At 62.9% G+C, this 20216-nt stretch carries 21 protein-coding genes; 1 reads left to right on the top strand and 20 read right to left on the bottom strand.

Annotation, left to right across the window (positions count from 1 at the left end; genetic code table 11):
* Positions 1-10: 10 nt before the first annotated feature.
* The 14 genes from NN662_RS17315 to NN662_RS17250 form a co-directional block, all read right to left on the bottom strand.
* Positions 11-1060, bottom strand: coding sequence for an NAD-dependent epimerase/dehydratase family protein (locus NN662_RS17315; RefSeq protein ID WP_261931463.1), 1050 nt, complete (start codon positions 1058-1060; stop codon positions 11-13).
* Positions 1061-1232: 172 nt separating this feature from the next.
* Positions 1233-2816: a glutamine-hydrolyzing GMP synthase gene (guaA, locus tag NN662_RS17310; RefSeq protein WP_261931462.1), complete on the bottom strand. Its 1584-nt coding sequence runs from the start codon at positions 2814-2816 to the stop codon at positions 1233-1235.
* A 131-nt stretch (positions 2817-2947) separates the two neighbouring features.
* Complete coding sequence (locus tag NN662_RS17305; protein ID WP_261931461.1) at positions 2948-3595, bottom strand: 5'-methylthioadenosine/S-adenosylhomocysteine nucleosidase; 648 nt, start codon at positions 3593-3595, stop codon at positions 2948-2950.
* Positions 3592-4032 (bottom strand): PaaI family thioesterase, encoded by a 441-nt coding sequence (locus NN662_RS17300; RefSeq protein ID WP_261931460.1) that lies wholly within the window; start codon positions 4030-4032, stop codon positions 3592-3594. Before NN662_RS17300 ends, NN662_RS17305 begins: the two co-directional genes overlap by 4 nt.
* 72 nt (positions 4033-4104) lie before the next feature.
* Positions 4105-4557 (bottom strand): TspO/MBR family protein, encoded by a 453-nt coding sequence (locus NN662_RS17295; protein ID WP_261931459.1) that lies wholly within the window; start codon positions 4555-4557, stop codon positions 4105-4107.
* A 29-nt stretch (positions 4558-4586) separates the two neighbouring features.
* Positions 4587-5684: a DUF1513 domain-containing protein gene (locus NN662_RS17290; protein ID WP_261931458.1), complete on the bottom strand. Its 1098-nt coding sequence runs from the start codon at positions 5682-5684 to the stop codon at positions 4587-4589.
* 4 nt (positions 5685-5688) lie between these two features.
* Positions 5689-6798, bottom strand: coding sequence for an imelysin family protein (locus NN662_RS17285; protein ID WP_261931457.1), 1110 nt, complete (start codon positions 6796-6798; stop codon positions 5689-5691).
* Entirely contained in the window at positions 6798-8339 is a 1542-nt protein-coding gene (locus tag NN662_RS17280; RefSeq protein ID WP_261931456.1) for a di-heme oxidoredictase family protein, read from the bottom strand. The genes NN662_RS17285 and NN662_RS17280 overlap by 1 nt, the downstream gene beginning before the upstream one ends.
* Positions 8340-8391: 52 nt before the next feature.
* Positions 8392-9873: an imelysin family protein gene (locus tag NN662_RS17275; RefSeq protein ID WP_261931455.1), complete on the bottom strand. Its 1482-nt coding sequence runs from the start codon at positions 9871-9873 to the stop codon at positions 8392-8394.
* 184 nt (positions 9874-10057) lie between these two features.
* Complete coding sequence (locus tag NN662_RS17270; protein ID WP_261931454.1) at positions 10058-11347, bottom strand: RsmB/NOP family class I SAM-dependent RNA methyltransferase; 1290 nt, start codon at positions 11345-11347, stop codon at positions 10058-10060.
* 166 nt (positions 11348-11513) lie between these two features.
* Positions 11514-11876, bottom strand: a complete 363-nt coding sequence (locus tag NN662_RS17265) for a septal ring lytic transglycosylase RlpA family protein (protein WP_261931453.1) — start codon at positions 11874-11876, stop codon at positions 11514-11516.
* 270 nt (positions 11877-12146) lie between these two features.
* Entirely contained in the window at positions 12147-13028 is an 882-nt protein-coding gene (locus NN662_RS17260; RefSeq protein WP_261932011.1) for an SDR family oxidoreductase, read from the bottom strand.
* Entirely contained in the window at positions 13028-14170 is a 1143-nt protein-coding gene (queG, locus tag NN662_RS17255) for a tRNA epoxyqueuosine(34) reductase QueG (RefSeq protein ID WP_261932010.1), read from the bottom strand. The genes NN662_RS17260 and queG overlap by 1 nt, the downstream gene beginning before the upstream one ends.
* Before the next feature lie 14 nt (positions 14171-14184).
* Positions 14185-14877, bottom strand: a complete 693-nt coding sequence (locus NN662_RS17250; protein WP_261931452.1) for a glutathione S-transferase family protein — start codon at positions 14875-14877, stop codon at positions 14185-14187.
* 342 nt (positions 14878-15219) lie between these two features.
* Between NN662_RS17250 and NN662_RS17245 the strand changes: the two genes are divergently transcribed.
* Entirely contained in the window at positions 15220-16017 is a 798-nt protein-coding gene (locus NN662_RS17245; protein WP_261931451.1) for an undecaprenyl-diphosphate phosphatase, read from the top strand.
* Between the two features lie 69 nt (positions 16018-16086).
* Here NN662_RS17245 and NN662_RS17240 read toward each other — a convergent pair whose 3' ends face one another.
* From NN662_RS17240 to pmtA, 6 genes are all read right to left on the bottom strand, one after another.
* Complete coding sequence (locus NN662_RS17240) at positions 16087-16395, bottom strand: hypothetical protein (protein WP_261932041.1); 309 nt, start codon at positions 16393-16395, stop codon at positions 16087-16089.
* A gap of 103 nt (positions 16396-16498) precedes the next feature.
* Positions 16499-17257: a sulfite exporter TauE/SafE family protein gene (locus tag NN662_RS17235; RefSeq protein ID WP_261931450.1), complete on the bottom strand. Its 759-nt coding sequence runs from the start codon at positions 17255-17257 to the stop codon at positions 16499-16501.
* Between the two features lie 4 nt (positions 17258-17261).
* Positions 17262-18242 (bottom strand): complex I NDUFA9 subunit family protein, encoded by a 981-nt coding sequence (locus NN662_RS17230; protein ID WP_261931449.1) that lies wholly within the window; start codon positions 18240-18242, stop codon positions 17262-17264.
* A 144-nt stretch (positions 18243-18386) separates the two neighbouring features.
* A complete protein-coding gene (locus NN662_RS17225; protein WP_261931448.1) occupies positions 18387-18674 on the bottom strand; it encodes a DUF1330 domain-containing protein in 288 nt (95 codons plus the stop codon).
* Positions 18675-18709: 35 nt separating this feature from the next.
* Positions 18710-19417: an orotidine-5'-phosphate decarboxylase gene (gene pyrF, locus NN662_RS17220; RefSeq protein ID WP_261931447.1), complete on the bottom strand. Its 708-nt coding sequence runs from the start codon at positions 19415-19417 to the stop codon at positions 18710-18712.
* 87 nt (positions 19418-19504) lie between these two features.
* Positions 19505-20098, bottom strand: a complete 594-nt coding sequence (gene pmtA, locus NN662_RS17215; protein ID WP_261931446.1) for a phospholipid N-methyltransferase PmtA — start codon at positions 20096-20098, stop codon at positions 19505-19507.
* Positions 20099-20216 lie beyond the last annotated feature (118 nt).

Here is a 20216-nt window from a genome sequence, read left to right as displayed (position 1 = left end):
GCAAAACCCTCTATCGGCCGGTCCATAGCAGGCTGCTGTCGAGCGTTCCGCGCTCAAGGTGCCCCTTGATGACGTTGAGGCGCATGAAGTTCGACGTGCGGAAATCGGCCGTCAGCCAAGGGATACGTTTGACCCCTTCGACAAGCTCGGCGATCGTGCCCTCCAGCGTGGCGAGCGGCTGATGATCCGGGGCGAGGCGTTCGTAGAGCGAGAAATCCACCTTGTAGGACCGCTTGTCCGGAGGTGCGTCGGAGTTGATGTCGAGCACCGAGCTCGGAATGGCCGCAACCACGGCTTCCGCCAGATCCTTCACCTGATAGTTCCAGCGGTTCGACCCGGCATTGACGGCGAGATAGCGTCCGCCTTCGTCCGGATCGCGGATGAGCGCCCACTCGATGGCCCGCGCCATGTCTTTCACACTGATCAGTGGTCGCCAGGGCGAGCCGTCGGAGAGCACGGTAACCTTGCCTGCCACGAGAGCCGAGGCGACGAAATCGTTGAGCACGAGGTCGAGCCGCAGCCGGTCGGACATGCCGCAGGCGGTGGCGAAGCGCAGCGACGTAATGGTAGCCACGTCCTGGTCCAGCTGTTCGAGGAAGGTCTCGGTATCGACCTTCGAGCGGGCATAGGCCGTCAGCGGGTTGAGCCCGTCCGTCTCGGTCTTCGCCACGCCGCTCGCCGCGCCATACATGCTGCAGCTCGATGCGAACACGATCCGTTCGACGCCGGCCTCCACCGCGCCGCGGGCGATCTCGCAGCAGGAGAGGTTGTTGATGTCGCGCGTCACATCCTCGAACTGGTTGCCCATCGGATCGTTGGAGATCGCCGCCAGCAGCACGATCGCGTCGAAATCCTCGTAGAAATGCGTCGGAAAGCTGCGCACGTCGCCGTAATACTGCGCGTCGAGCAGCACCTCCGGGCTTGATGTGGCGCCGGTCAGGCAATGCGCGAAATAGCCGGTGTCGTAGCCGCAGATCGCCGATTCCGGAAAGCGCTCGCGCAGATGCCTGATCAGCACCGGCCCGACATAACCCTGGTTACCGACGACAAGAATATTCATGGAGACGATGTCCTCACGCGGGCACGCGTCATCGCATGCCGGTTTCCCTGCGCGCCAGACTGGCGTTTCAACCTTGTCCGAGCCTAGAGAAGGACATCCACGGGGTGCAGTCGCCGGACATGAATAAGGGCGGAATGTCCCGCCCTCCTCAGTCTTCAATCTGTCGGGAAGATCACTCCCACTCGATCGTGCCCGGCGGCTTCGACGTTACGTCGTAGACCACGCGGTTGATGCCCTTGACCTCGTTGATGATACGGGTCGAGACCCGGCCGAGGAAGTTCATGTCGAAGGGGAAGAAGTCCGCGGTCATGCCGTCGACCGAGGTCACGGCGCGCAGCGCCAGCACCCGGTCATAGGTGCGTCCGTCGCCCATCACGCCCACGGTCTGGACGGGCAGAAGCACGGAGAAGGCCTGCCAGATTTCGTCGTAGAGGCCGGCTTTCTTGATCTCGTCGATGTAGATCGAATCCGCCTTGCGCAGGATGTCGAGCTTTTCGCGGGTTACGCCGCCGGGCAGGCGGATGCCCAGCCCCGGGCCGGGGAAGGGATGGCGGCCGATGAAGCTTTCGGGAATGCCGAGCTCGCGGCCGAGCGCACGCACTTCGTCCTTGAAGAGTTCGCGCAGCGGCTCGACGAGCTTCATGTTCATGCGTTCCGGCAGGCCGCCGACATTGTGGTGGCTCTTGATCGTCACCGACGGGCCGCCCGAGAACGACACGCTCTCGATCACGTCCGGATAGAGTGTGCCCTGGGCGAGGAAGCTCGGCGAACCCTTGCCGTCCTCGGCGATCTTCTTGGCCTGTTCCTCGAACACCTCAATGAACAGACGGCCGATGATCTTGCGCTTCTTTTCCGGATCCACTTCGCCTTCCAGCTGGCCGATGAAGAGGTCAGAAGCATCGACATGCACGAGCGGAATGTTGAAATGGTCGCGGAACATCGAGACCACCTGTTCGCTTTCGCCAAGCCGCATCAGGCCGTGATCGACATAGACGCAGGTCAGCTGGTCGCCGATCGCCTCGTGGATCAGAACGGCGGCAACCGAGCTGTCGACGCCGCCCGACAGGGCGCAGAGCACGCGTTCGGAGCCGACCTGGTCGCGGATCTTCTGGATCATTTCCTGGCGGTAGGCCGCCATCGTCCAGTCGGAATGCAGGCCGACGATCTTGTGCACGAAATTGGCGAGCAGCTTGCCGCCGTCCGGCGTGTGCACCACTTCCGGATGGAACATGGTGGTGTAGTAGCGCTTCTCTTCGTTGACGCAGATCGCGAACGGCGCGTTCGGCGACACGCCGATGATCTCGAAGCCTTCAGGAGCCTGCGTGACGCGGTCGCCGTGGCTCATCCACACGGGGTAACTGCCGCCGACTTCCCAGAAGCCTTCGAACAGCGGCGACGCCTTCAGGATGTTGACGTCCGCCCGTCCGAACTCCGCCGCATGGCCGCCCTCGACCTTGCCGCCGAGCTGGGTCGCCAGCGTCTGCTGTCCGTAGCAGATGGCGAGGATCGGCACGCCCGAGTCAAACACCGCCTGCGGTGCGCGCGGGCTTCCCTCGCGGGTCACCGAATCCGGGCCGCCGGAAAAGATAACGCCCTTGGGATTGAGCTTGGCAAAGCCTTCGTCGGCGCTCTGGTACGGCCAGATTTCGCAGTAGACGCCGGTCTCGCGGACGCGTCTGGCGATCAGCTGGGTGACCTGGCTGCCGAAGTCGATGATCAGGATGGTTTCGGGATGGGGGTGCGCTGTCTGGGTCATGGCGAGCCTTTAGAGAAATCGCTGGCTTTTTTCAATCCGGGAATACCGGATTTCCGGGTTTTATTGCCTCAATTGTCCTGCTTCCGGGCCTTCTCGAACCCACAGTTGCCGGTCACAGCCGATGGTCGCCGTCAGGCCGGCACTCTCTCCAGCAGACCGTCGGTGATCGCGGCAAAGAGTTGGTCCACGGCTGCCGCCAGCTTCTCGTCCACGACATGGAGATATTCCGTCCAGTCATCGACGTGGTTGAGTTCCGTCTTGCCATCCGAAATGCCTCTGAGGGCGACCAGCGGCAAGTCGAAAGCCATGGCGGCGCGCAGAACCGCGAAGGTCTCCATGTCCACCATGTCGGCGGGGATGCCGAAATAGGCCGACCCGGAAACGATGTTGGCGCCCGTGGAAAGGGTGGCGGCCTTCAGCCCGGGAATGGCCGGTGCAAGCGGGACGGTATGCGGCAGATCCAGAAACGGCGTGACGCCCTTCTCGAAACCAAGTGGCGACGCGTCCATGTCGCGATAGCTGACCGAGGAAGCCTGGTAAACCTCCGTCTGCTCGAGCACAGCCGAACCGGCCGATCCGAGCGAGACGATGAGATCGGGCAGACGGTTTTCGGCTTCCAGCCGCGCCAGTGTCCGGGTCAACTGGACGGCGGCCTCCACCGGGCCGACACCGGTCATCAGCGGCTTGAAGCGGGCCTGCAGGTGAGGTCCGTATTCGGCGGCGACAGCCATGACGAACAGGACGGATTTTCCGGATGCTGGATGCAATTCGAAGGTCATCCTGCGAACCCCTCGCGGCCGCGGAAGGCCATCATCGTTCCGGTCATCGAGGCGATCAGTCGGGCCGGCCCGTCGCTGATTTCATAGGCGCGCCCGTCGGCGACGATGATGTTCGTGCCCGGCTTGGTGATCTCGCCGCGAAACAGGAAGCGCTCGCCGCGCCCGGGCGCCATCAGGTTGACCTTGAACTCGATCGTCAGGATGGAAGTGTCCGGTTCGATCAGCGTATAGGCGGCATAGGTGCAGGCCGTATCGAGCGCCGCAGAGATGACGCCGGCATGCAGGATGCCGTGCTGCTGGGTGAGCTTCATGTCGAAGGGAAGCTCGATTTCCACCGTCCCCTGGCTGACACTTGTCAGTTCCGCGCCGATTAGCCTCATTGCCGCCTGACGGGAAAAACTCTGCCGGATACGCTCTTCGAAATTGCTGTTCGGCATTGCCTCTCCCCGCCTCTTCGCAAGTGCGAAATTGGCATGCGGGCCGCTATTCGGCAAGGCGCAGTTGTGCCGTCAGTTCAAAAACACGATCGTTGCATTCAAGAGCGTCGCGAAGGCAACCCAGAGCGCATAGGGGGTCAGCAACCACACCGACAGGCGGTCGCGCGTCCGGCTCGCCATCATCAGCGCCAGAATGCTGATCAGCAGCAGGACGATGACACCAAGCGCAATGGCCGGGCTCTGCAGGCGGAAGAAGGCCGGCGACCACAAAAAGTTGAAACCAAGCTGCACGAACCACAGATTCAGCGTGTCGCCCGGGCCGCGCTGCAGATAGGCCCGCGCCCCGACAATGCCGATCAGGACGTAGAGAATGGTCCAGACCGGAGCGAAGACATAGGCGGGCGGATTGAAGAAGGGCTTCTGCAAAGCCTGATACCATTCGCCCGGCGGATTGCTGATGCCGATCACCAGACCGCCGGCGACCGTCATCAGAATGAAGAAAGCGTAGATCCAGATGGTTTTCATGGATCTAGAAATAGGGGACTTGCCGCGCTTTAGCCAGCCCCTGCGACCTTCACCCGCACGAGATGCTGGTCCCAGTTGACCCGGCTCCTCGTCTCGGCCAGTTGCCCCGAATAGCTGGACACCGCAAAGCCATGCGTCGCATCGGCAATTCCCGCGGCGTCGGGGATGTCCGTCTCGGCAACCACCTGGCCCGTGTCCTGGTCGATGCTGACCAGCTTCCCGCCCTTGGGGGATGTCAGGCCGACCAGCCCGTCGCGATCGTTGACGGCGATCGCGCCGACATAATTGGCGAGCGCCACGGTCGTCTCGTCGGGCAGGTCGACGAAGGTCAGCGGCTCGCCCTTGTTGAGGAAACCGGCGAGCGGCGGCAGGTCGTTGCGCGGCCCCTCATACTGGCAGGCAAACCAGATGCGCCCGTCGCCGGCGATCGCCAGGTGCCGGGTGGAAAGCTGGGAAAGCTGCCTGGGCAGGCCGTGCTTTTCGATGAGCCGTCCGTCGCTCGCATCGACCAGCGTGATCGATGGTTCCATGTGGTCGAGATTGAGCTTCGTCCGGCCGAAATCCGGATGCGTCTCGATGCCGCCATTGGCGACGACCAGCGTCCGGCCATCCGGCGTGACGGTGAGGTCATGCGGGCCGATGCCGTAGGTCTGGTATTCGGCGACGCGTCGATAGCCCTCGTTGCCGTCATAGACCCCGATCATGCCGTGGGCATTGGCGAAGTCGTTTTCCGAGGCGTAGAGAAACCGCCCGTCCGGGGAAAAGGCGCCGTGTCCGTAGAAATGCCGGTCGGCGACGGAGGTGATGACGACAGGCTTTTCCCGCATCGCCCGGTCGATGACCATGATGTAGGTGCCCGGTCGGCGGGCGAAGACCGCGATCCGGTTTGCCGCCGGGCTGTAGGCCAGCCCGTGTCCGCGGTCCGGCAGGCCCGAGCGGTCGATGATCTCGCCGCGTTCCGATATCGTGGCAATGCCGAAGGACCCGTCCGGCGCCCGGAACCCCGACGCATAGACCGCATCCGCTTGCGACAGCGCAAATGCGGCTTTCGGCGCTAGCCCGCCGAGGAAGGCGAGGCCGGCCGCCTTGACGAATTCCCTGCGGTCGATCAGCAACCGTGAGGCCAAGGTCTCAGTCTCCGTCCGAGAAGGAGAAGCCGGCGCCAAGCCCGATCGCGCCGCCGAAATCATTGTTGAGGCGGAAGACGAGGTCCTTCATGTTGATGACCACGAATTCGATTTTGCTGCGCTTCTTCTCGTCGCCAAGCAACCGGTCGATATCGGGGTCCATCGCCTTTGCCGCCTTGATCACGGAATTGGTGACGAAGTCGATCGAGCCAGCAATAGAGCGCATGCTCGGATCCAGCAGTTCGACCATGCCGGACGACTTGAAGAGGTCGTCGATCGCCTCGACATTCGCTTCGACGGACGGCCAGGTCAGCTGCGAGCGCCAGTAGATGGCGCGATGTGGGAAGTCCTGCTTGTTGGCGCCGCCGTAGAAATATTCGATCCGCTCGTCGCGCACCGTCTCGCCGGCATGAACGAGGATGCCGAGGAGGGCGGTGATCGCCTCATTGCCGTCGCGGAAGACCGGATTGTTCGGGCCTGGCTGCTTCCAGGACGCCGCCACACCCTGCGGGTCGTCCCAGGCGGCCGTCAGCTCGCCGGCGATCGCTTCGATGTTCTTCGCGATGGCATCGCCGAAATGGCAACGATAGTTGCCGGGCGCTTTCAGCAATTCGTCGGAGCCCGTACCATAGAGCACGAATTCAAGCGCACCCAGACCCTGCATGGCAACGCTCTTGTCCGCCAGCGTCTTCGGGTCCGTCGCGGTCTTGTCCTTGGTGGCGATCGCCTCCTGCACCTGCTTCATGCCGATGCTCTTGCGATCCGGGAAGAACAGGATGCGCTCGAAGCGATGATTGTCGAGTGCCGGTCCGACCCGGACGATCTCGATGCGCGACCACGCATCCACGGTACCGGCATAGGCGGAAAGGGCGCTCTGATAGGTGCCGCTGTCGGGGCTGGCGCAAAGCGCGTCCATGGCGCCGACCAGCTTTGCGGCGCTCTCGTGCAGCTTGTGATAGCCGGGCCGGATGAAGCCGTCGACGGCCTTTTCCAGAACGTTCGGGATTGCCTGCTCGTTCAGCGACGGCGGTGGCGTGTTGGCATCCTGCGCATTGGCAATCGAGCCGCCGGCGATCAGAACGGTGAGGGCGGTGGCGATAAGGGCTCTTTGCATCAAAGCGACTCCAGGAATGTCAGTAGCGATTTTCTCTCGTCCGGCGCCAGATCGGCAAACGCGTCCCTGGCCGCCTGCGCCTCGCCCCCATGCCAGAGGATCGCCTCCGTCAGATTGCGGGCGCGGCCGTCATGCAGGAAGAAGCTATGTCCGCTGACGGTCTCGGTTAGTCCGATACCCCAAAGCGGCTGCGTGCGCCACTCCCTTCCGTTCGCCGATCCCACCTGCTGTCCGTCTGCAAGGCCGTCTCCCATGTCGTGCAGCAGGAAATCGGAATAGGGCCAGATCAGCTGGAACGATTGCACAGCGCTGCCTGCGTCGCGGCGGGTGACGAACTTCGGGGTATGACAGGCCGCACAGCCCGCCTGGTAGAAGGCCTGCTTGCCGCGAAGCACCGCGGGGGCATCCACGTCGCGCCTTGCCGGTACCGCAAGGTTCTCCGAATAGAAGGTGATGAGATCGAGCACCGGTGGCGGCGCTTCGGTCTTGCCAAGCCGCAACTGAACGCCGTTGGCGGCCGTCCGGCATGCGGTCTCCGCCGTCGTGCAGTCGCCATAGGGGTCCGGCCGGTCGGGAGAGGAAATGCCGATGTCTCCGGAAAGGGCATCGGCCGCCTGGTCACGCACGCTGGCGTTCTGCGCCTTCCAGCCGAAACGGCCGATGGCGATCTTGCCGCTCAGATGGTCGCGGACGATCGAGGCCTTGCCGGAAATGCCGTCGCCATCCGCGTCGTCGGGATCGGCATGGGCGAGGATGTCGGCATCGGCGATCGCCTCGATCAGGCCGAGCCCCAGCATCGGCTGCGTCACGCGCGCCGAAATGGTAGTCGCTTTGGACAGCGGTCCATAGGCCAGATCGGTCGCCTCGTAATGCGGTTTGCGCAGGCTGACCGTTTCGTCGCCGGCAAGCGTCACGGTCTCTTCCGTGTAGCTGACCGCGACCTTGCCTTCCGCGGCAATCCCGGGCACGGCGACGTCCTGCAATTGCTTGCCATAGACGGGATCGGGAAAATTCAGAGCCAGATGATCGGCAAGTGCCGCTCGCTCCTTCTCCGTTTCCGCCGGTCGCGCCAGCCGCAGGAACATCGACGTGGCATCGCCGTCGGCGCGCGGCGGCTGGCCGCGGCCGTCGTTCAGATGGCAGCTCTGACAGGAGCGGGCGTTATAGAGCGGCCCCAGCCCGTCGGACGCCTGCGTCGACGACGGCGAGGCCACCCAGAACTTACGAAACAGGGCGTTGCCGAGCTGGAAATCCAGAGGCTGGTCGCCTTCGAGGTTGGCGGACGGCTGCGAAAAGGCATTGCGGCCGACGGCTTCGCGCGACGTCAGCGCACCGCCCTGCATGGCCTCGAAGGTCTCGGGGCGGGAAAAGTCGGTGGTCGGCCGGGTGACGCCGGAAACGCGGGCCAGATCGGCAGCGTCGAGATCGGTCCGTTTGGACGGGAAGGGGAGTTCCTCCGCCGAAGCGGCAAAGAGGACAGACGGGGCCGCCGCGCCGGCAAACAGGCACAAAGCGATGAAACGGCCCGGACGGAGGTTCATGTCGAAAGTCGAAGCCGGCCCCGTTGTCGCAGGGCCGGCTTCCCTTGGCTGATTACTGGAAGACGGCGTTCGGCGAGTCGAGGCTGTCGGAACCTTCGAGCTCGATATTGCCGAGGTTCAGGGCGGCGATGACGCGCTGGATCGTCTTGGTCTGATCCATCAGGCCATCGATGGCCGCCTGCACGACGGCGTTGCCCTCGGTGTTGCCCTCGGCGATCATCTGGTCGTACTTCTCGACCTTTTCGCCGCGCTCGGCCATCTTGTGCATGGCGTCGAGCGTCGTGTTCAGCTTGGTCCGCATCTCTTCGTCGAGCGCCGGATCGATGGTCGCGACCAGGGCCGAAAGCGACGGGCCGGTCATCTTGGTGCCGTCCGGACGGGTGTATTCGCCGGTATAGGCCGAAGCGATGCCGATCGCATCGTTGAGATGCGAGTTATAGGTGTTGTCGGAGAAGCAATCATGCTCTTCTTCCGGATCGTGCAGCAGCAGGCCGAGCTTCATGCGCTCGCCGGCAAGCTCGCCGTAAGAGAGCGAACCCATGCCGGTCAGGAGAGCGGTAATGCCCACCTTCGGATCGGCAAGGTCCGGTCCGGCGGCAGCGCCGTCCGGCGCCCACATGGCGACCGCTTCCTCAAGGTCGATGACGAGCAGTGTCGAGGCAGCCTTCAGATAGGCGGCGCGGCGGTCGCAATTGGCGTGCGTGCAGCCGTCGCCGATAACATAGTCGGTATAGGGACGCTCGCCGGCGCCGGGTCCGGTGCCGTGCAGATCCTGGCCCCAGAGCAGGAATTCGATGGCGTGATAGCCGGTCGAGACATTGGCCTCGACGCCGCCGGCTTCCTTCAGCGTGTTCTTCAGGAGGTCGGGGGTGATGACCGAAACGTCGACATCGGCGCCGTTGATCTTGATCGTCTTGTTGGCGATCACATTGGCCGTGTAGAGTGGGTTCTCGTCGCTCTCGGTGCCGTAGGAGGCGTCGACATAGTCGATCAGGCCTTCGTCGAGCGGCCAGGCATTGACGTCGCCTTCCCAGTCGTCGATGGGGGCATGGCCAAAGCGGTAGACTTCCGTCTGCTGATAGGGGACGCGGGCGGCAATCCAGGCGGCCTTGGCGGCGTCCTGGGTTTCCTTGCTGGGCTGCGTCAGGAAGGCGTCGATGGCGGCATCAAGCGCCTTGGCGGTTTCCAGAGCGTCGCCGTATTTGGCGCGCGCCAGCTCGATGTAGTGGTTGACGACATCTGCTTCCTGCTTGGCAAGAGCTTCGTCCTTGACCTTCTGAGCGGCGGCCTGCGCTTCCTTCTCGGCGGCTGCCTTGGCCTCGGCTTCCGCGGTCGCCTTGGCTTCCGCTTCGGCAGCGGCCTTCGCAGCGGTGTCTTCGGCAGGCGTCTGGGCGGTCGTGTCGGCGGTCGCCGCTGCGGCAGGCGTTTCCTGCGCTGCTGCGGGCTTCGGCTCTTCTGCGCCGGCCGGCAGCACGAAAGCCACCGAGGCGGCCAGAAGCGCCAGCGTGGCGGCGATGGATCTCGTCCGGGTCATGATCTCTCCTTTCAGCTCTTGCAAGCCATAGTCCCCTGATGTGGAGCCCGTTCTTCGCGCAAAATTAAACTGGTGTCAAATAATCTAGTTATATTAGCGGGAAAAATTCCGGGCCTGCGAATTGTCGCCGCCGCAGGCCATCCAGGCGTCGGCAAACCGCGCCTGTCGGCATGCGACGAAAGTCTCAGCCACGCCGTTCCAGCATGGAAAAGAAGAATCCGTCGGTATCGGTCGATGCCGGCGTCAGCGTCAGGCTTTTGCCGTCGCTCGAATGCGGACGCGGCGCGTCGTCGCCAAAGAGGCCGGACCACACCGGCATGGCCTGAACCGCCGAAAACTGCGGGTGGCTTTCGAGGAAGTTGGCAACCTGCTTCTCGTTTTCCTCGGGCAGGATCGAACAGGTGATATAGACGAGCTTGCCGCCGGGCCGCACGAATTTCGCCGCAGCCTCCAGGACTGCGGCCTGCTGGCCGGTGCGCTCCTCGAGGTTCTTTTCGGAAAGCCGCCATTTGGTGTCGGGGCGGCGCCGCCATGTGCCCGTGCCGGTGCAGGGCGCATCGACCAGGACCCGGTCGAAGCGGTCGCCGAGTTGCGCCAGTGTCTTTTCGTTGTCGTGAACCTGCACGTTGCGCGTGCCGGCGCGCTTCAGCCGCTCGATGATCGGCGCCAGCCGCTTGCGGTCGGCGTCGAAGGCGTGCACCTGACCCTTGTTGCCCATGGATGCGGCCATTGCCAGCGTCTTGCCGCCACCGCCGGCGCAATAGTCGAGCACCTGTTCGCCCTCGCATGCGCCGGCAAGGTCCGCAACGATCTGCGATCCTTCGTCCTGGACCTCGAACCAGCCTTTCTGGAATGAAAGCTCGGCCGTGACGTTCGGCAGCCGCGACTGGCCTTCGCCGGGCGGAATGCGCAGCCCCAGCCGCGCAATCCGACAGGCTTCCGCGCCGGCGCGGTCGAGAGCCTTCAGCACCTTGGCGCGATCCGCCTTCAGGCTGTTGACCCGCAGGTCCAGCGACGGCCGGCCATTGAGCGCCTGCGCCTCGGCCAGCCAGTCGTCTCCAAAGCTTGTCCGGAAGGCAGGCAGCACCCAGTCGGGAATGTCGCCCTGAACGTGTTCGGGCGCGTCGCTAAGCTTGCGGCTCGAAAGGGCGGCCGCCATCGCCTCGCTGAAGGGCGGCGGCGCAAACCGGTCGCCGTCGAATTCCACCGCCAGGCTTTCCGGGCTCATGCCCCACTGGCGGATCAGCACGCCATAGCCGAGCGCCGTCGCGCTGTCGTCGTCCATCAGCCATGCATGCGAAAGCTTCATCCGGAGCGCGTCATAGACGATGTTGCCGATCGCGGACCGGTCGCCGGATCCTGCGAACCGGTGGGCGAGGCCCCAATCCTTCAGCGCATCGGCAACGGGACGCCTGCGCGTCTCGATGTCGGCGAGAATTTCGATGGCTCCGGCAAGCCTTCCGCCCAGGCGCATGGCATGTCTCCGATATGCTTCCGACAAGTGTTTTCAACATTGCGGAAAAGGCAAACAAAAAACCTGACGTCCGGAACCATTCCTCATCGGAACGATCCCGGACGTCAGGTTGAGCCTCGTACCCATGAATGACGGCAAGAGCAAGTCTTCGCCGCCGGCAGGGGCATTATTCGATGATGTCGTAACAGATCTTGGCGACGCCGGAGCTGACCATGCCGATGTTCTGTGCGGCACCCTTGGAAAGGTCCATCACCCGTCCGCGGATGAAGGGACCACGGTCGTTGACGCGGACGATCACGCTCTTGCCGTTCTTGGCGTTGGTGACCTTGAGCTTGGTGCCGAACTTCAGCTTGCGATGAGCGGCGGTGAAGGCTGAGGGATTCATGCGTTCGCCGGAGGCGGTCTTCGAATGCAGAGCATACCAGGATGCTTTTCCACATTGACTTGCAGCCGATGTTGCCGGGGAGAGAGCAACAGCCAGAGCGGCCATCGCCGCGCCTGCGGCAATAGAGCGGGACAGTTTCATCAAAATAGGTAATCCTTTCACACGGGACGTGTTCCGTACGTTCGCGGCTACCAAAAAAGCCAGAAGATGGCCAAAATGTGCCGCTGCCCCGATCGATATACTGGATATACTCGGGGGATCGATTATCGCCAAATACAGTATCGTGGCGCCCTGGGTAAAATATTCCCCAAAAACGTTAATGAAATCAGACGTTGCTTGGCGAATTTCAAAGGGTAAGAAATTACCGTCGCAACTGCGACAATCTGTCAGAAAAAAATTTCGGAACGCTGTCTTTTAGTCCGGTTTTTCAGCCGGCCAGAGGTCCTTGAGCGACATTCGGTAGTCGGGAAACCGGAACGAAAATCCCATATCGCGGATCTTGCGATTGGAGACGCGCTTGTTCTCGCCGTAGAAGGAACGGGCCATCGGCGTCAGGTCGGCGGTCTCGAAATCCTGTTCCGGCGGCGGCTCGACGCCGGCGATGCGGCAGGCCTCGAGGACGACATCCTGCGGCGGCGCCGGCTCGTCGTCGGTGACGTTGAAGATGCCGTCGGCCATCCGGTCGGCGAGAAAGCGGGCGGCCGCCCCGATATCTTCCACCCGGATCCGGTTGAACACCTGGTCCTTCTTGACCAGCCGTCTCGCCGTGCCTTTTTCGATGTTGCGGAAGGTATTGCGGCCTGGGCCGTAAATTCCGGAGAGCCGCAGGATCGCCAGCGGCAGGCCGGCCGCCGCGCAGGCCGCCATCCACTGATCTTCCGCCATGACCCGTTGGCGCGAGCGGGCCGAGACGGGCCGGCATTCGCTCGTCTCGTCCACCCAGGCGCCGTCATGATCGCCGTAGACGCCAACGGTCGACAGATAGGCCGTCCAGACGAGGTTGGGCATCAGCGTCTTCAGCCCGCTTTTCCCAACGCATGTCGAGATCAGGTTGATGAGCGGGTCTCCTTCGGCGTCGGGGGCGATCGACTGGACCAGATGCGTCACGCTTTTCAGTTCCGACAACAGGGCTTCGCTGATTGATCGGCCGTCAAACAGGAAAGGCTGCATGCGGTTTTCGGACAGTGCGGCAAACTTCTCGGCAGACCGCGTCGTGCCGGAGATCCGTGCCGCCTCGGGCATCGCCATTGCGATCGCCTTGCCGGAGAAGCCGGCGCCGAAAATCATCACATGCATCATGCGTTTTCCCATTCGTTGAGGATGTCCGGATCGGTTTCGTTCTCTGCCCTTGTCCGCAGCGCCTGGAACTCGTCGCCGGACAGCAGTCGCGACAAGGCCCAGACTGCCATGCCGCGCACCTCCGGCGCATCGTCGTCGAGCAACGCCCTGCAGGGTGCCGCGAGCGCCGCTGCCCCGGAATTTCCGGCAGCGATCAGCACGTTGCGCACGAAGCGGTCGCGGCCGATGCGCTTGACCGGCGAGCCGGAAAAGAAGCTGCGGAAGCGGGCGTCATCGAAGTCGAGGAACTGGGCGATCTCCGGGGCCGCGAGATCGTCGCGCGCCTTCAGCTTCATCTCGCTCGCGGCCTTGGCGAACTTGTTCCACGGACAGGCGGCCAGGCAGTCGTCGCAGCCGTAGATGCGGTTGCCCATCAGCGTGCGCAGGTCCCGGTCTATCGGTCCTTTGTGCTCGATGGTGAGGTAGGAAATGCAGCGGCGCGCATCGATGCGGTAAGGGGCAGGGAAGGCCTTGGTCGGACAGGCGTCGAGACAGGCGCGGCAGGAGCCGCAATGATCGACCTCCGGCTCGTCGCAGTCTAGCTCCGCCGTCGTGAACATCGAGCCGAGAAACAGCCAGGAGCCGAACGCGCGGCTCACCAGATTGGTGTGCTTGCCTTGCCAGCCGATGCCGGCCTTGGCCGCCAGCGGCTTTTCCATTACCGGTGCCGTATCGACGAACACCTTCACGTCCTCGCCCGCGCGCGCGGCAAAGCGCGTCGCAATCTCCTTCAGCCGTCCCTTGATGACGTCGTGATAGTCGCGATTGCGGGCATAGACGGAAATGGCGGCCGTCTCCGGCATCGCCTGCAGGCGGCGGGGATCTTCGTCGGGCCCGTAATTCATCGCCAGGACCACGATGGAGCGCGCCTCCGGCCAGAGTGTGCGCGGATCGCCGCGCCGCTCCAGCGTCTCGGCCATCCACGCCATGGTGCCGTGATGACCGTCTTTGACGAAAGCCTGGAGGTTTTCCGCCGTCCCGTCCGGCAGCGCTGCGGACGTGATCCGGCATAGGTCGAAGCCCTGCGCCTTCGCCTCCGCGCGCACAAAGGCGGTCAGCGCTTCGCGGCGCTTCCGGCTCTTGTCATCCTGCCGGCTGATGGCCCGCCCCTCGGTTAGAAATCCAGATCGGCATAGTGTGACACAGGTGTCAGCCCGCGTACACGCTCGGTCAGAAGCGGCCGGAAAGACGGCCGGGACTTCAGCCTCTGGTACCATTCCTTGGCGACCGGCGCCTCGGCCCAGTCGATCTCGCCCATATAGTCGAGAATGGAAACGGCGGAGGCGGCTGCGAGATCCGCGTAGCTGATGCGGCTGCCGGCAAGCCATGGCCGGGAACCGGCGAGCCAGGTGAGATACTTCATGTGCTGGCGGATATTGGCCCGCGAGGTGCGCAGCACCTTCGAATCGGGCGCGCCGCCACCTTCATCGGGACGCATCTGCAGCTTGTAGACGCGCTCGCGCACCAGCGGCCGGGTCACGTCGCTTTCCAGCTTGTGCAGGAACCACTCCATCAGCCGGCGGATTTCCGCGCGCTGGAACGGATCTTCGGCCAGAAGACGGCGGTCGCGCTTCAGCGCGCCATGCGTCTCGTCCATGAATTCAGAAATGACGCCGGCGCCGGAAAGCGTCCGCATGCTGTTGTCGACATAGACGGGCAGGGTGCCGGCCGGATTGAGCGAAAGGAACTCCTTGCGCTTCTCCCACGGCCTTTCCTCCATCAGTTCCACCTGAAAGCCATATTCGGCGAGGATCAGTCGAACGAAGCGGGAGGCCGAGGACATCGGATGGTGGTAGAGAACTGGCATGCGTGCGTTTTCTGGCCGGATGGAGTGAATGACGGGTGATGAAGTCTTGGAAAGTCTTTTTAGCGTCTGCGAATTAAGAAAGAATTAGGGAAGAACCGCTGATCGTCGCCGGCAGTCTCATGCAGGGGCGATCAATCATCGGAAAATGGACATTTCATGGCATCGCCTGCAAATGGCCATGATTGCCGGGAAGGGAGACATGCCCGCCGTTTGGTAAGCCGCACTCCCGCTTCGTGTTGCATAGCAGGCAGCAGGGAGAGGGGCGACATCCCAGCAAACCTCGGGAATACCCCGGATTGCCCCCGATCCGGGCTCTGAAACCATCTGAACATGGAGCATGAGATGGGCTATATCGACGCAATCATCCTTGGCGTCATCGAAGGCATCACCGAGTTTCTGCCGATCTCGTCGACCGGCCACCTCATCATTGCCGAACAGTGGCTGGGGCATCGCTCCGACATGTTCAACATCGTGATCCAGGCAGGCGCCATTCTCGCCGTCACCTTCATCTACTGGAAGCGCATCCTGTCGTTCCTGACCGGCTGGCGCGATCCCGAAATCCGCGATTATGTCTTCAAGCTCGCAGCCGCCTTCCTGGTCACCGCTGTTCTCGGCCTGATCGTGAAGAAAATGGGCTTCGAACTGCCGGAAAACATCACGCCGATCGCCTGGGCGCTGATCATCGGCGGCATCTGGATGATCGCTGCCGAGCGGGTGGCGGCGACAAGGCCGCAGAGCCGGCGCATCACTTGGACCGTGGCACTGCTGGTCGGTCTGGCACAGGTCGTCGCGGGCGTCTTTCCGGGCACCTCCCGTTCGGCCGCAACCATCTTCATCGCCATGATTGCCGGCACCGGCAGCCGCGCCGCGGCAACCGAATTCGCCTTCCTGGTCGGCATTCCGACCATGTATGCGGCCAGCGCCTACGAGCTCCTGAAAACCTTCAAGGATGGCGGCGCGCCGGGCGAGGACTGGACCGCACTCGCGATCGCATTCGTCGTCTCCACCATCACCGCCTTCATCGCCGTCAAGTGGCTGCTCACCTATATCCGCACCCATCGCTTCACGGCGTTCGCGATCTACCGCATCGTGTTCGGGGTCGTGTTGCTCGGTCTCGTCTCTGCCGGCTGGGCTGTGTGAGGACAGAAAGAAGGCCGTCTCGCAAGCGAAGCGGCCTTCTTGAAACTATGACGATGAAAATGCTTCCGATCACTTTGTCGGAATGGACGCCGTCAGCTCGGTATTGCAAGGATCGATGCCGTAAGCGGGCGAGCACTTGCTGTTGATCGCGGCGACGGTAGAAGGTGCGAGCGCAAAGCCGGCCAGTACGATCAGAGCCGCACCGGCGAAAAAGATTGCAATCGCTTTACCCATGAAATTTGCCCCCAAAATGTGCGACACGCGCTGGTAGAGTTTGTCAAATACGGCGCGCTCTGTGGCGGGCCTTCTATTCCGCAAACTGCCGTCAGACAATAACAGGAACATGTTGAACCATCGATTAACGGCAGTAATTTTCATCTGATGCTTTTGTGCAACTTGTTCCTTGCTGGAACCGTGGCTGCTAGCCGGCATCTTGATGACGAAAACGTGGCGGAGCCCCGATTGTTCCTTTGCGCAGGCCTTAAAGAAGGCCTTCGATACCGCGCCACAGCATGTCGAGCGCGATCAGGGTCAGCACCCATTTCAGGCCGGTGCGGAAGATGTCTTCCGGCAGTTTTCCGAGGATCGCCAATCCGGTTCTGGTGCCGGCGAGACCCGTGACGATCATGGCTGCAACGAGCGGCAGCCAGTCGGAAAAGACGAAGCCGGCAAAGCCGAAGGCGATGATCTTCAGAAGATGCTGGATCGTCATGACGGCGGCAAGCGATGCGACCAGCGACTTCCGGTCGTCGAAGGATTTTTCGAACGCCGCAGCATTCAGAGGCCCGGTCGCACCGAAGAACATGCTGGCGAATGTGGTGACGGCGCCAGTCGCGGCGAAACCCGGCAGGTTCATTGCCCGCATTTTCGAAAACTTGATCCAGGTGACCAGAATGATGAAGGTGCCGAGCACGAATTCCAGCGTTGCTTCCGGAAGGGCGACGACGATCCGGCTGCCAAGCCCGGCCCCGATCATCCCTCCCACGAGGAAGGCGCCGATCTGCGGCCAGGCGATATCCGCACGCTGCATGACGGCACGCCCGGCATTGGAGCCAAGTTGCACCGCACCGTGGACGGGGATCAATGCCGCCACCGGCATGTAGAAGCTCAAAGCCGCAAGCATGGCGACGCCGCCGCCGATGCCGAACGTGGCCGTCAGCGCGGACGTGAAGAAACTGACGATGACGAGAACGGCTGCCGCCGCCGGATGAAGATCGGGCGGCAGGAGCGTCTGGAGCATGGGATCAGGCAGCCTTGCCGCTGTTCGTGTACTGGCCGTGCTGACGGTAGCGCACGAGGTAGGACGGCAGGACCGACTGCAGGATGACCGGCGTGATGCTCATGCCCTTCAGCGTCCGGCCTTCCGCCTCGGCCTCGGCCGAAACGAGGTTGTCCTTCTTCAGGAGCGTTACCTGGTCGGGGGTCAGCGGCGGTGCGATGAAGGGAACCATCGAGGCGATGCTGCCGATCATCGATGCGATGCCGAAGGGGATCGAAACGAGCGGACGCTTGCGGAAGATCACCGCCAGCGTGGTTTCCAGACACTGCTTGAAGGTCATGACCTGCGGTCCGCCGAGCTCGTAGATCTTGCCCTTGGCGACCTTGCCCTCGACGGAGCGGGCGACTGCTTCGGCCACGTCTTCCACGTAAACGGGCTGGAACTTCGTCTTGCCGCCGCCGATCAGCGGCAGGAACGGCATGAAGCGCGCCATATTGGCGAACTTGTTGAAGAAATCGTCTTCCGGACCGAACACGATCGACGGGCGCAGGATGACTGCGTCCGGCTTGATCGCCAGCACGGCGGCCTCTGCCTTGCCCTTGGTGCTGGCATAGGTGGATTCAGCCGAGGCGTCGGCGCCGATCGCCGAGATATGGGTCAGGCTGGCATTGGCGTTGCGCGCGGCTTCCGCCACGGCCCGGGCGCCAAACTCCTGCACGGCGTCAAAGGTCTGGCGGCCGCTTTCGAACAGGATGCCGACGCAGTTGACGACATGGTCGGCACCGGCAACGGCGGCGTCGACGGAGGCGCGGTAGCGCAGGTTCGCCTGGACGAAGGAAATCTGCCCGACATTGCCGGCCGGCTGCAGGAACCAGGCGAGATCCGGGCGGCGCACCGCGACGCGGATCCGGTAGCCGCGCTTCGCGAGCGCGCGCACCACATGGCGTCCCACGAAACCGGACCCTCCGAACACGGTGACGAGTGGAGGAAGGTTGGCAAGAGTCATGGCATGCTCCTCGGCAATGAATAGGCGTCTTTCAGTGAGCTCAATTCGTCTCTAGCCGAATTGGCATGCGAGGTGAAGTGCCAACTCGCCGCATCGAAACCGCTTTTGCGCTGTTTTGTTGCAATTGCGAAGGCCGCACCCCGCTCAAACGCCCTCGACCAGCATCAGCTCTCCATCCGCATACTGCTGGCGGATCTTGATGGCTTCCTGGTACTCCGGCGAATTGTAGCAGTCACGTGCTGCCTGCAGCGACGGAAACTCGATGATGACGTTGCGCGACCGGGGCTTGCCCTCGCACTCGATCACTTCACCGCCGCGGGCGAGGAAGTTCGCGCCAAAACGCTCGAACGCCGGTTTAGCCTTGGCAACGTACTGCTTGTAGTTTTCCGGGTCCCGCACATCCATGTGAGCGATCCAGTATCCCTTTGCCATCTTTCTCTCCCTGTCTTGTTCTATCGCTGTCGATGTCAGTTGTTCGCCGGCCAGAGCGCGATTTGCATCTCGTCAAGGATCGCCCGCGCCGCGGCCTTCGGATCGTCGGCCTTCACGATGGGGCGGGCGACGACAAGGTGGCTGGAGCCGGCGTGAATGGCTTCGCCCGGCGTCATCACCCGCTTCTGGTCGCCCTTGTCGGCGCCTGCGGGGCGAATGCCCGGCGTGACCACGGCCATGTCGGGGCCGAGGATCTGGCGGACGGCGGTCGCCTCTTCGGCCGAGCAGACGATGCCGCCCATGCCGGCTGCGCGCGCCTGTTCCGCCCTCCTGGCGACAAGGCTCTTCGCATCCGTCGCGTAGCCGGCGTCGGCAAGGTCGCCGTCATCCATGGAGGTGAGCACGGTCACCCCGAGCAGGCAGAGGCCGGAGCCCCTTGCGGCTTCGACGGCCGCCTTCATCGCCTTCGGGTAGGCGTGCAGGGTCAGCATGCTCATGCCCATCTTGGCGATGTTCTCAACCCCGTGCGCCACGGTGTTGTCGATGTCGAGGAGTTTCATGTCGAGGAAGATCTTCTTGCCGCTTTCGGCAAGCTCGCGGGCAAATTCAAGTCCGCCGGCGAACACCAGCTGATAGCCGATCTTGTAAAAGGAGATGTCGTCGCCGATCTGCGAGACGATCTTCTCCGCCTCCGCAACCGTTGGAACATCCAGTCCGACGATCAGCCTGTCGCGTGCACTCATCCTTCGATCCCTCGTCCGATTTCAGCCGGACCCAAGTCGCACGGGACGGCATCGGGGGCAAGCGAAAATTGGGGTCTTAACGCGCGCTCAGGCCTTGCGGTAGATCCACAGCTGCGCCGGCGGAATGTTGCGGACGATGAAGTCGAAATGCTGGATCTGGTAGCGATCGGGACAGGCGACGACCGGCGAGACCGGGCCGTAAGTGATCTGCACCACCGGCCGGCCGGCCGGAATGCGGGCGAGCAGGCTTTCCAGGAAGCTGACGCGGGCATGCATCGGAAAATACAGGAGCGGCACGGCCGAAATCACGCAGTCGAAGATGAGGTCCTTCTTCTCGCCAAGTGCGCGGTCGAGGTCGCATGCATCACCATGGATGAAGTTGACGCCCTGGAACTGCTCGACGAGATGCCGGTAGAAATCGGAGGAATATTCGATCGCATAGAGGTCTTCCGGCTTCACCCCCTTTTCGAGGATCGCCTTGGTGATGACGCCGGTTCCGGGGCCGAGTTCGAGGACCGGCAGTCCGGACCCTGTGTTGACGACGCTTGCCATCTTGCGGGCGGTGATGGAGGAGGTCGGGACGATCGCACCGACCTGCTTCGGCCCCTGCATCATGCCTTTGAAGAAGCGGATCTCCGCATCAAATTTCTTCTCCAGCTTTTGCTTCAGGCGGATCGCCATGGCGTCCTCTCCTCTTCCCGTCGTTATCGTTACAAAAAATGTCGCAGTCAAATTTATATATGCGTTGTCGTCGGTTTGGCAGCGAAATTGTGCTGATGGTCTGTCGAATCTGAATTGC

The organism is Rhizobium sp. NRK18 (assembly GCF_024385575.1).
Lineage (GTDB): Bacteria > Pseudomonadota > Alphaproteobacteria > Rhizobiales > Rhizobiaceae > JANFMV01.
The sequence above is the reverse complement of the archived record's forward strand: the minus strand, read 5'-3'. Positions and strand labels throughout refer to the sequence as shown.

Coding starts and splice junctions, on each gene's coding strand:
- NN662_RS17315 (WP_261931463.1), bottom strand. CDS start 1,060: ATGAATATTCTTGTCGTCGGTAACCAGGGTTATGTCGGGCCGGTGCTG.
- guaA (WP_261931462.1), bottom strand. CDS start 2,816: ATGACCCAGACAGCGCACCCCCATCCCGAAACCATCCTGATCATCGAC.
- NN662_RS17305 (WP_261931461.1), bottom strand. CDS start 3,595: ATGACCTTCGAATTGCATCCAGCATCCGGAAAATCCGTCCTGTTCGTC.
- NN662_RS17300 (WP_261931460.1), bottom strand. CDS start 4,032: ATGCCGAACAGCAATTTCGAAGAGCGTATCCGGCAGAGTTTTTCCCGT.
- NN662_RS17295 (WP_261931459.1), bottom strand. CDS start 4,557: ATGAAAACCATCTGGATCTACGCTTTCTTCATTCTGATGACGGTCGCC.
- NN662_RS17285 (WP_261931457.1), bottom strand. CDS start 6,798: ATGCAAAGAGCCCTTATCGCCACCGCCCTCACCGTTCTGATCGCCGGC.
- NN662_RS17280 (WP_261931456.1), bottom strand. CDS start 8,339: ATGAACCTCCGTCCGGGCCGTTTCATCGCTTTGTGCCTGTTTGCCGGC.
- NN662_RS17275 (WP_261931455.1), bottom strand. CDS start 9,873: ATGACCCGGACGAGATCCATCGCCGCCACGCTGGCGCTTCTGGCCGCC.
- NN662_RS17270 (WP_261931454.1), bottom strand. CDS start 11,347: ATGCGCCTGGGCGGAAGGCTTGCCGGAGCCATCGAAATTCTCGCCGAC.
- NN662_RS17260 (WP_261932011.1), bottom strand. CDS start 13,028: ATGCATGTGATGATTTTCGGCGCCGGCTTCTCCGGCAAGGCGATCGCA.
- NN662_RS17250 (WP_261931452.1), bottom strand. CDS start 14,877: ATGCCAGTTCTCTACCACCATCCGATGTCCTCGGCCTCCCGCTTCGTT.
- NN662_RS17245 (WP_261931451.1), top strand. CDS start 15,220: ATGGGCTATATCGACGCAATCATCCTTGGCGTCATCGAAGGCATCACC.
- NN662_RS17240 (WP_261932041.1), bottom strand. CDS start 16,395: ATGAAAATTACTGCCGTTAATCGATGGTTCAACATGTTCCTGTTATTG.
- NN662_RS17235 (WP_261931450.1), bottom strand. CDS start 17,257: ATGCTCCAGACGCTCCTGCCGCCCGATCTTCATCCGGCGGCGGCAGCC.
- NN662_RS17230 (WP_261931449.1), bottom strand. CDS start 18,242: ATGACTCTTGCCAACCTTCCTCCACTCGTCACCGTGTTCGGAGGGTCC.
- NN662_RS17225 (WP_261931448.1), bottom strand. CDS start 18,674: ATGGCAAAGGGATACTGGATCGCTCACATGGATGTGCGGGACCCGGAA.
- pyrF (WP_261931447.1), bottom strand. CDS start 19,417: ATGAGTGCACGCGACAGGCTGATCGTCGGACTGGATGTTCCAACGGTT.
- pmtA (WP_261931446.1), bottom strand. CDS start 20,098: ATGGCGATCCGCCTGAAGCAAAAGCTGGAGAAGAAATTTGATGCGGAG.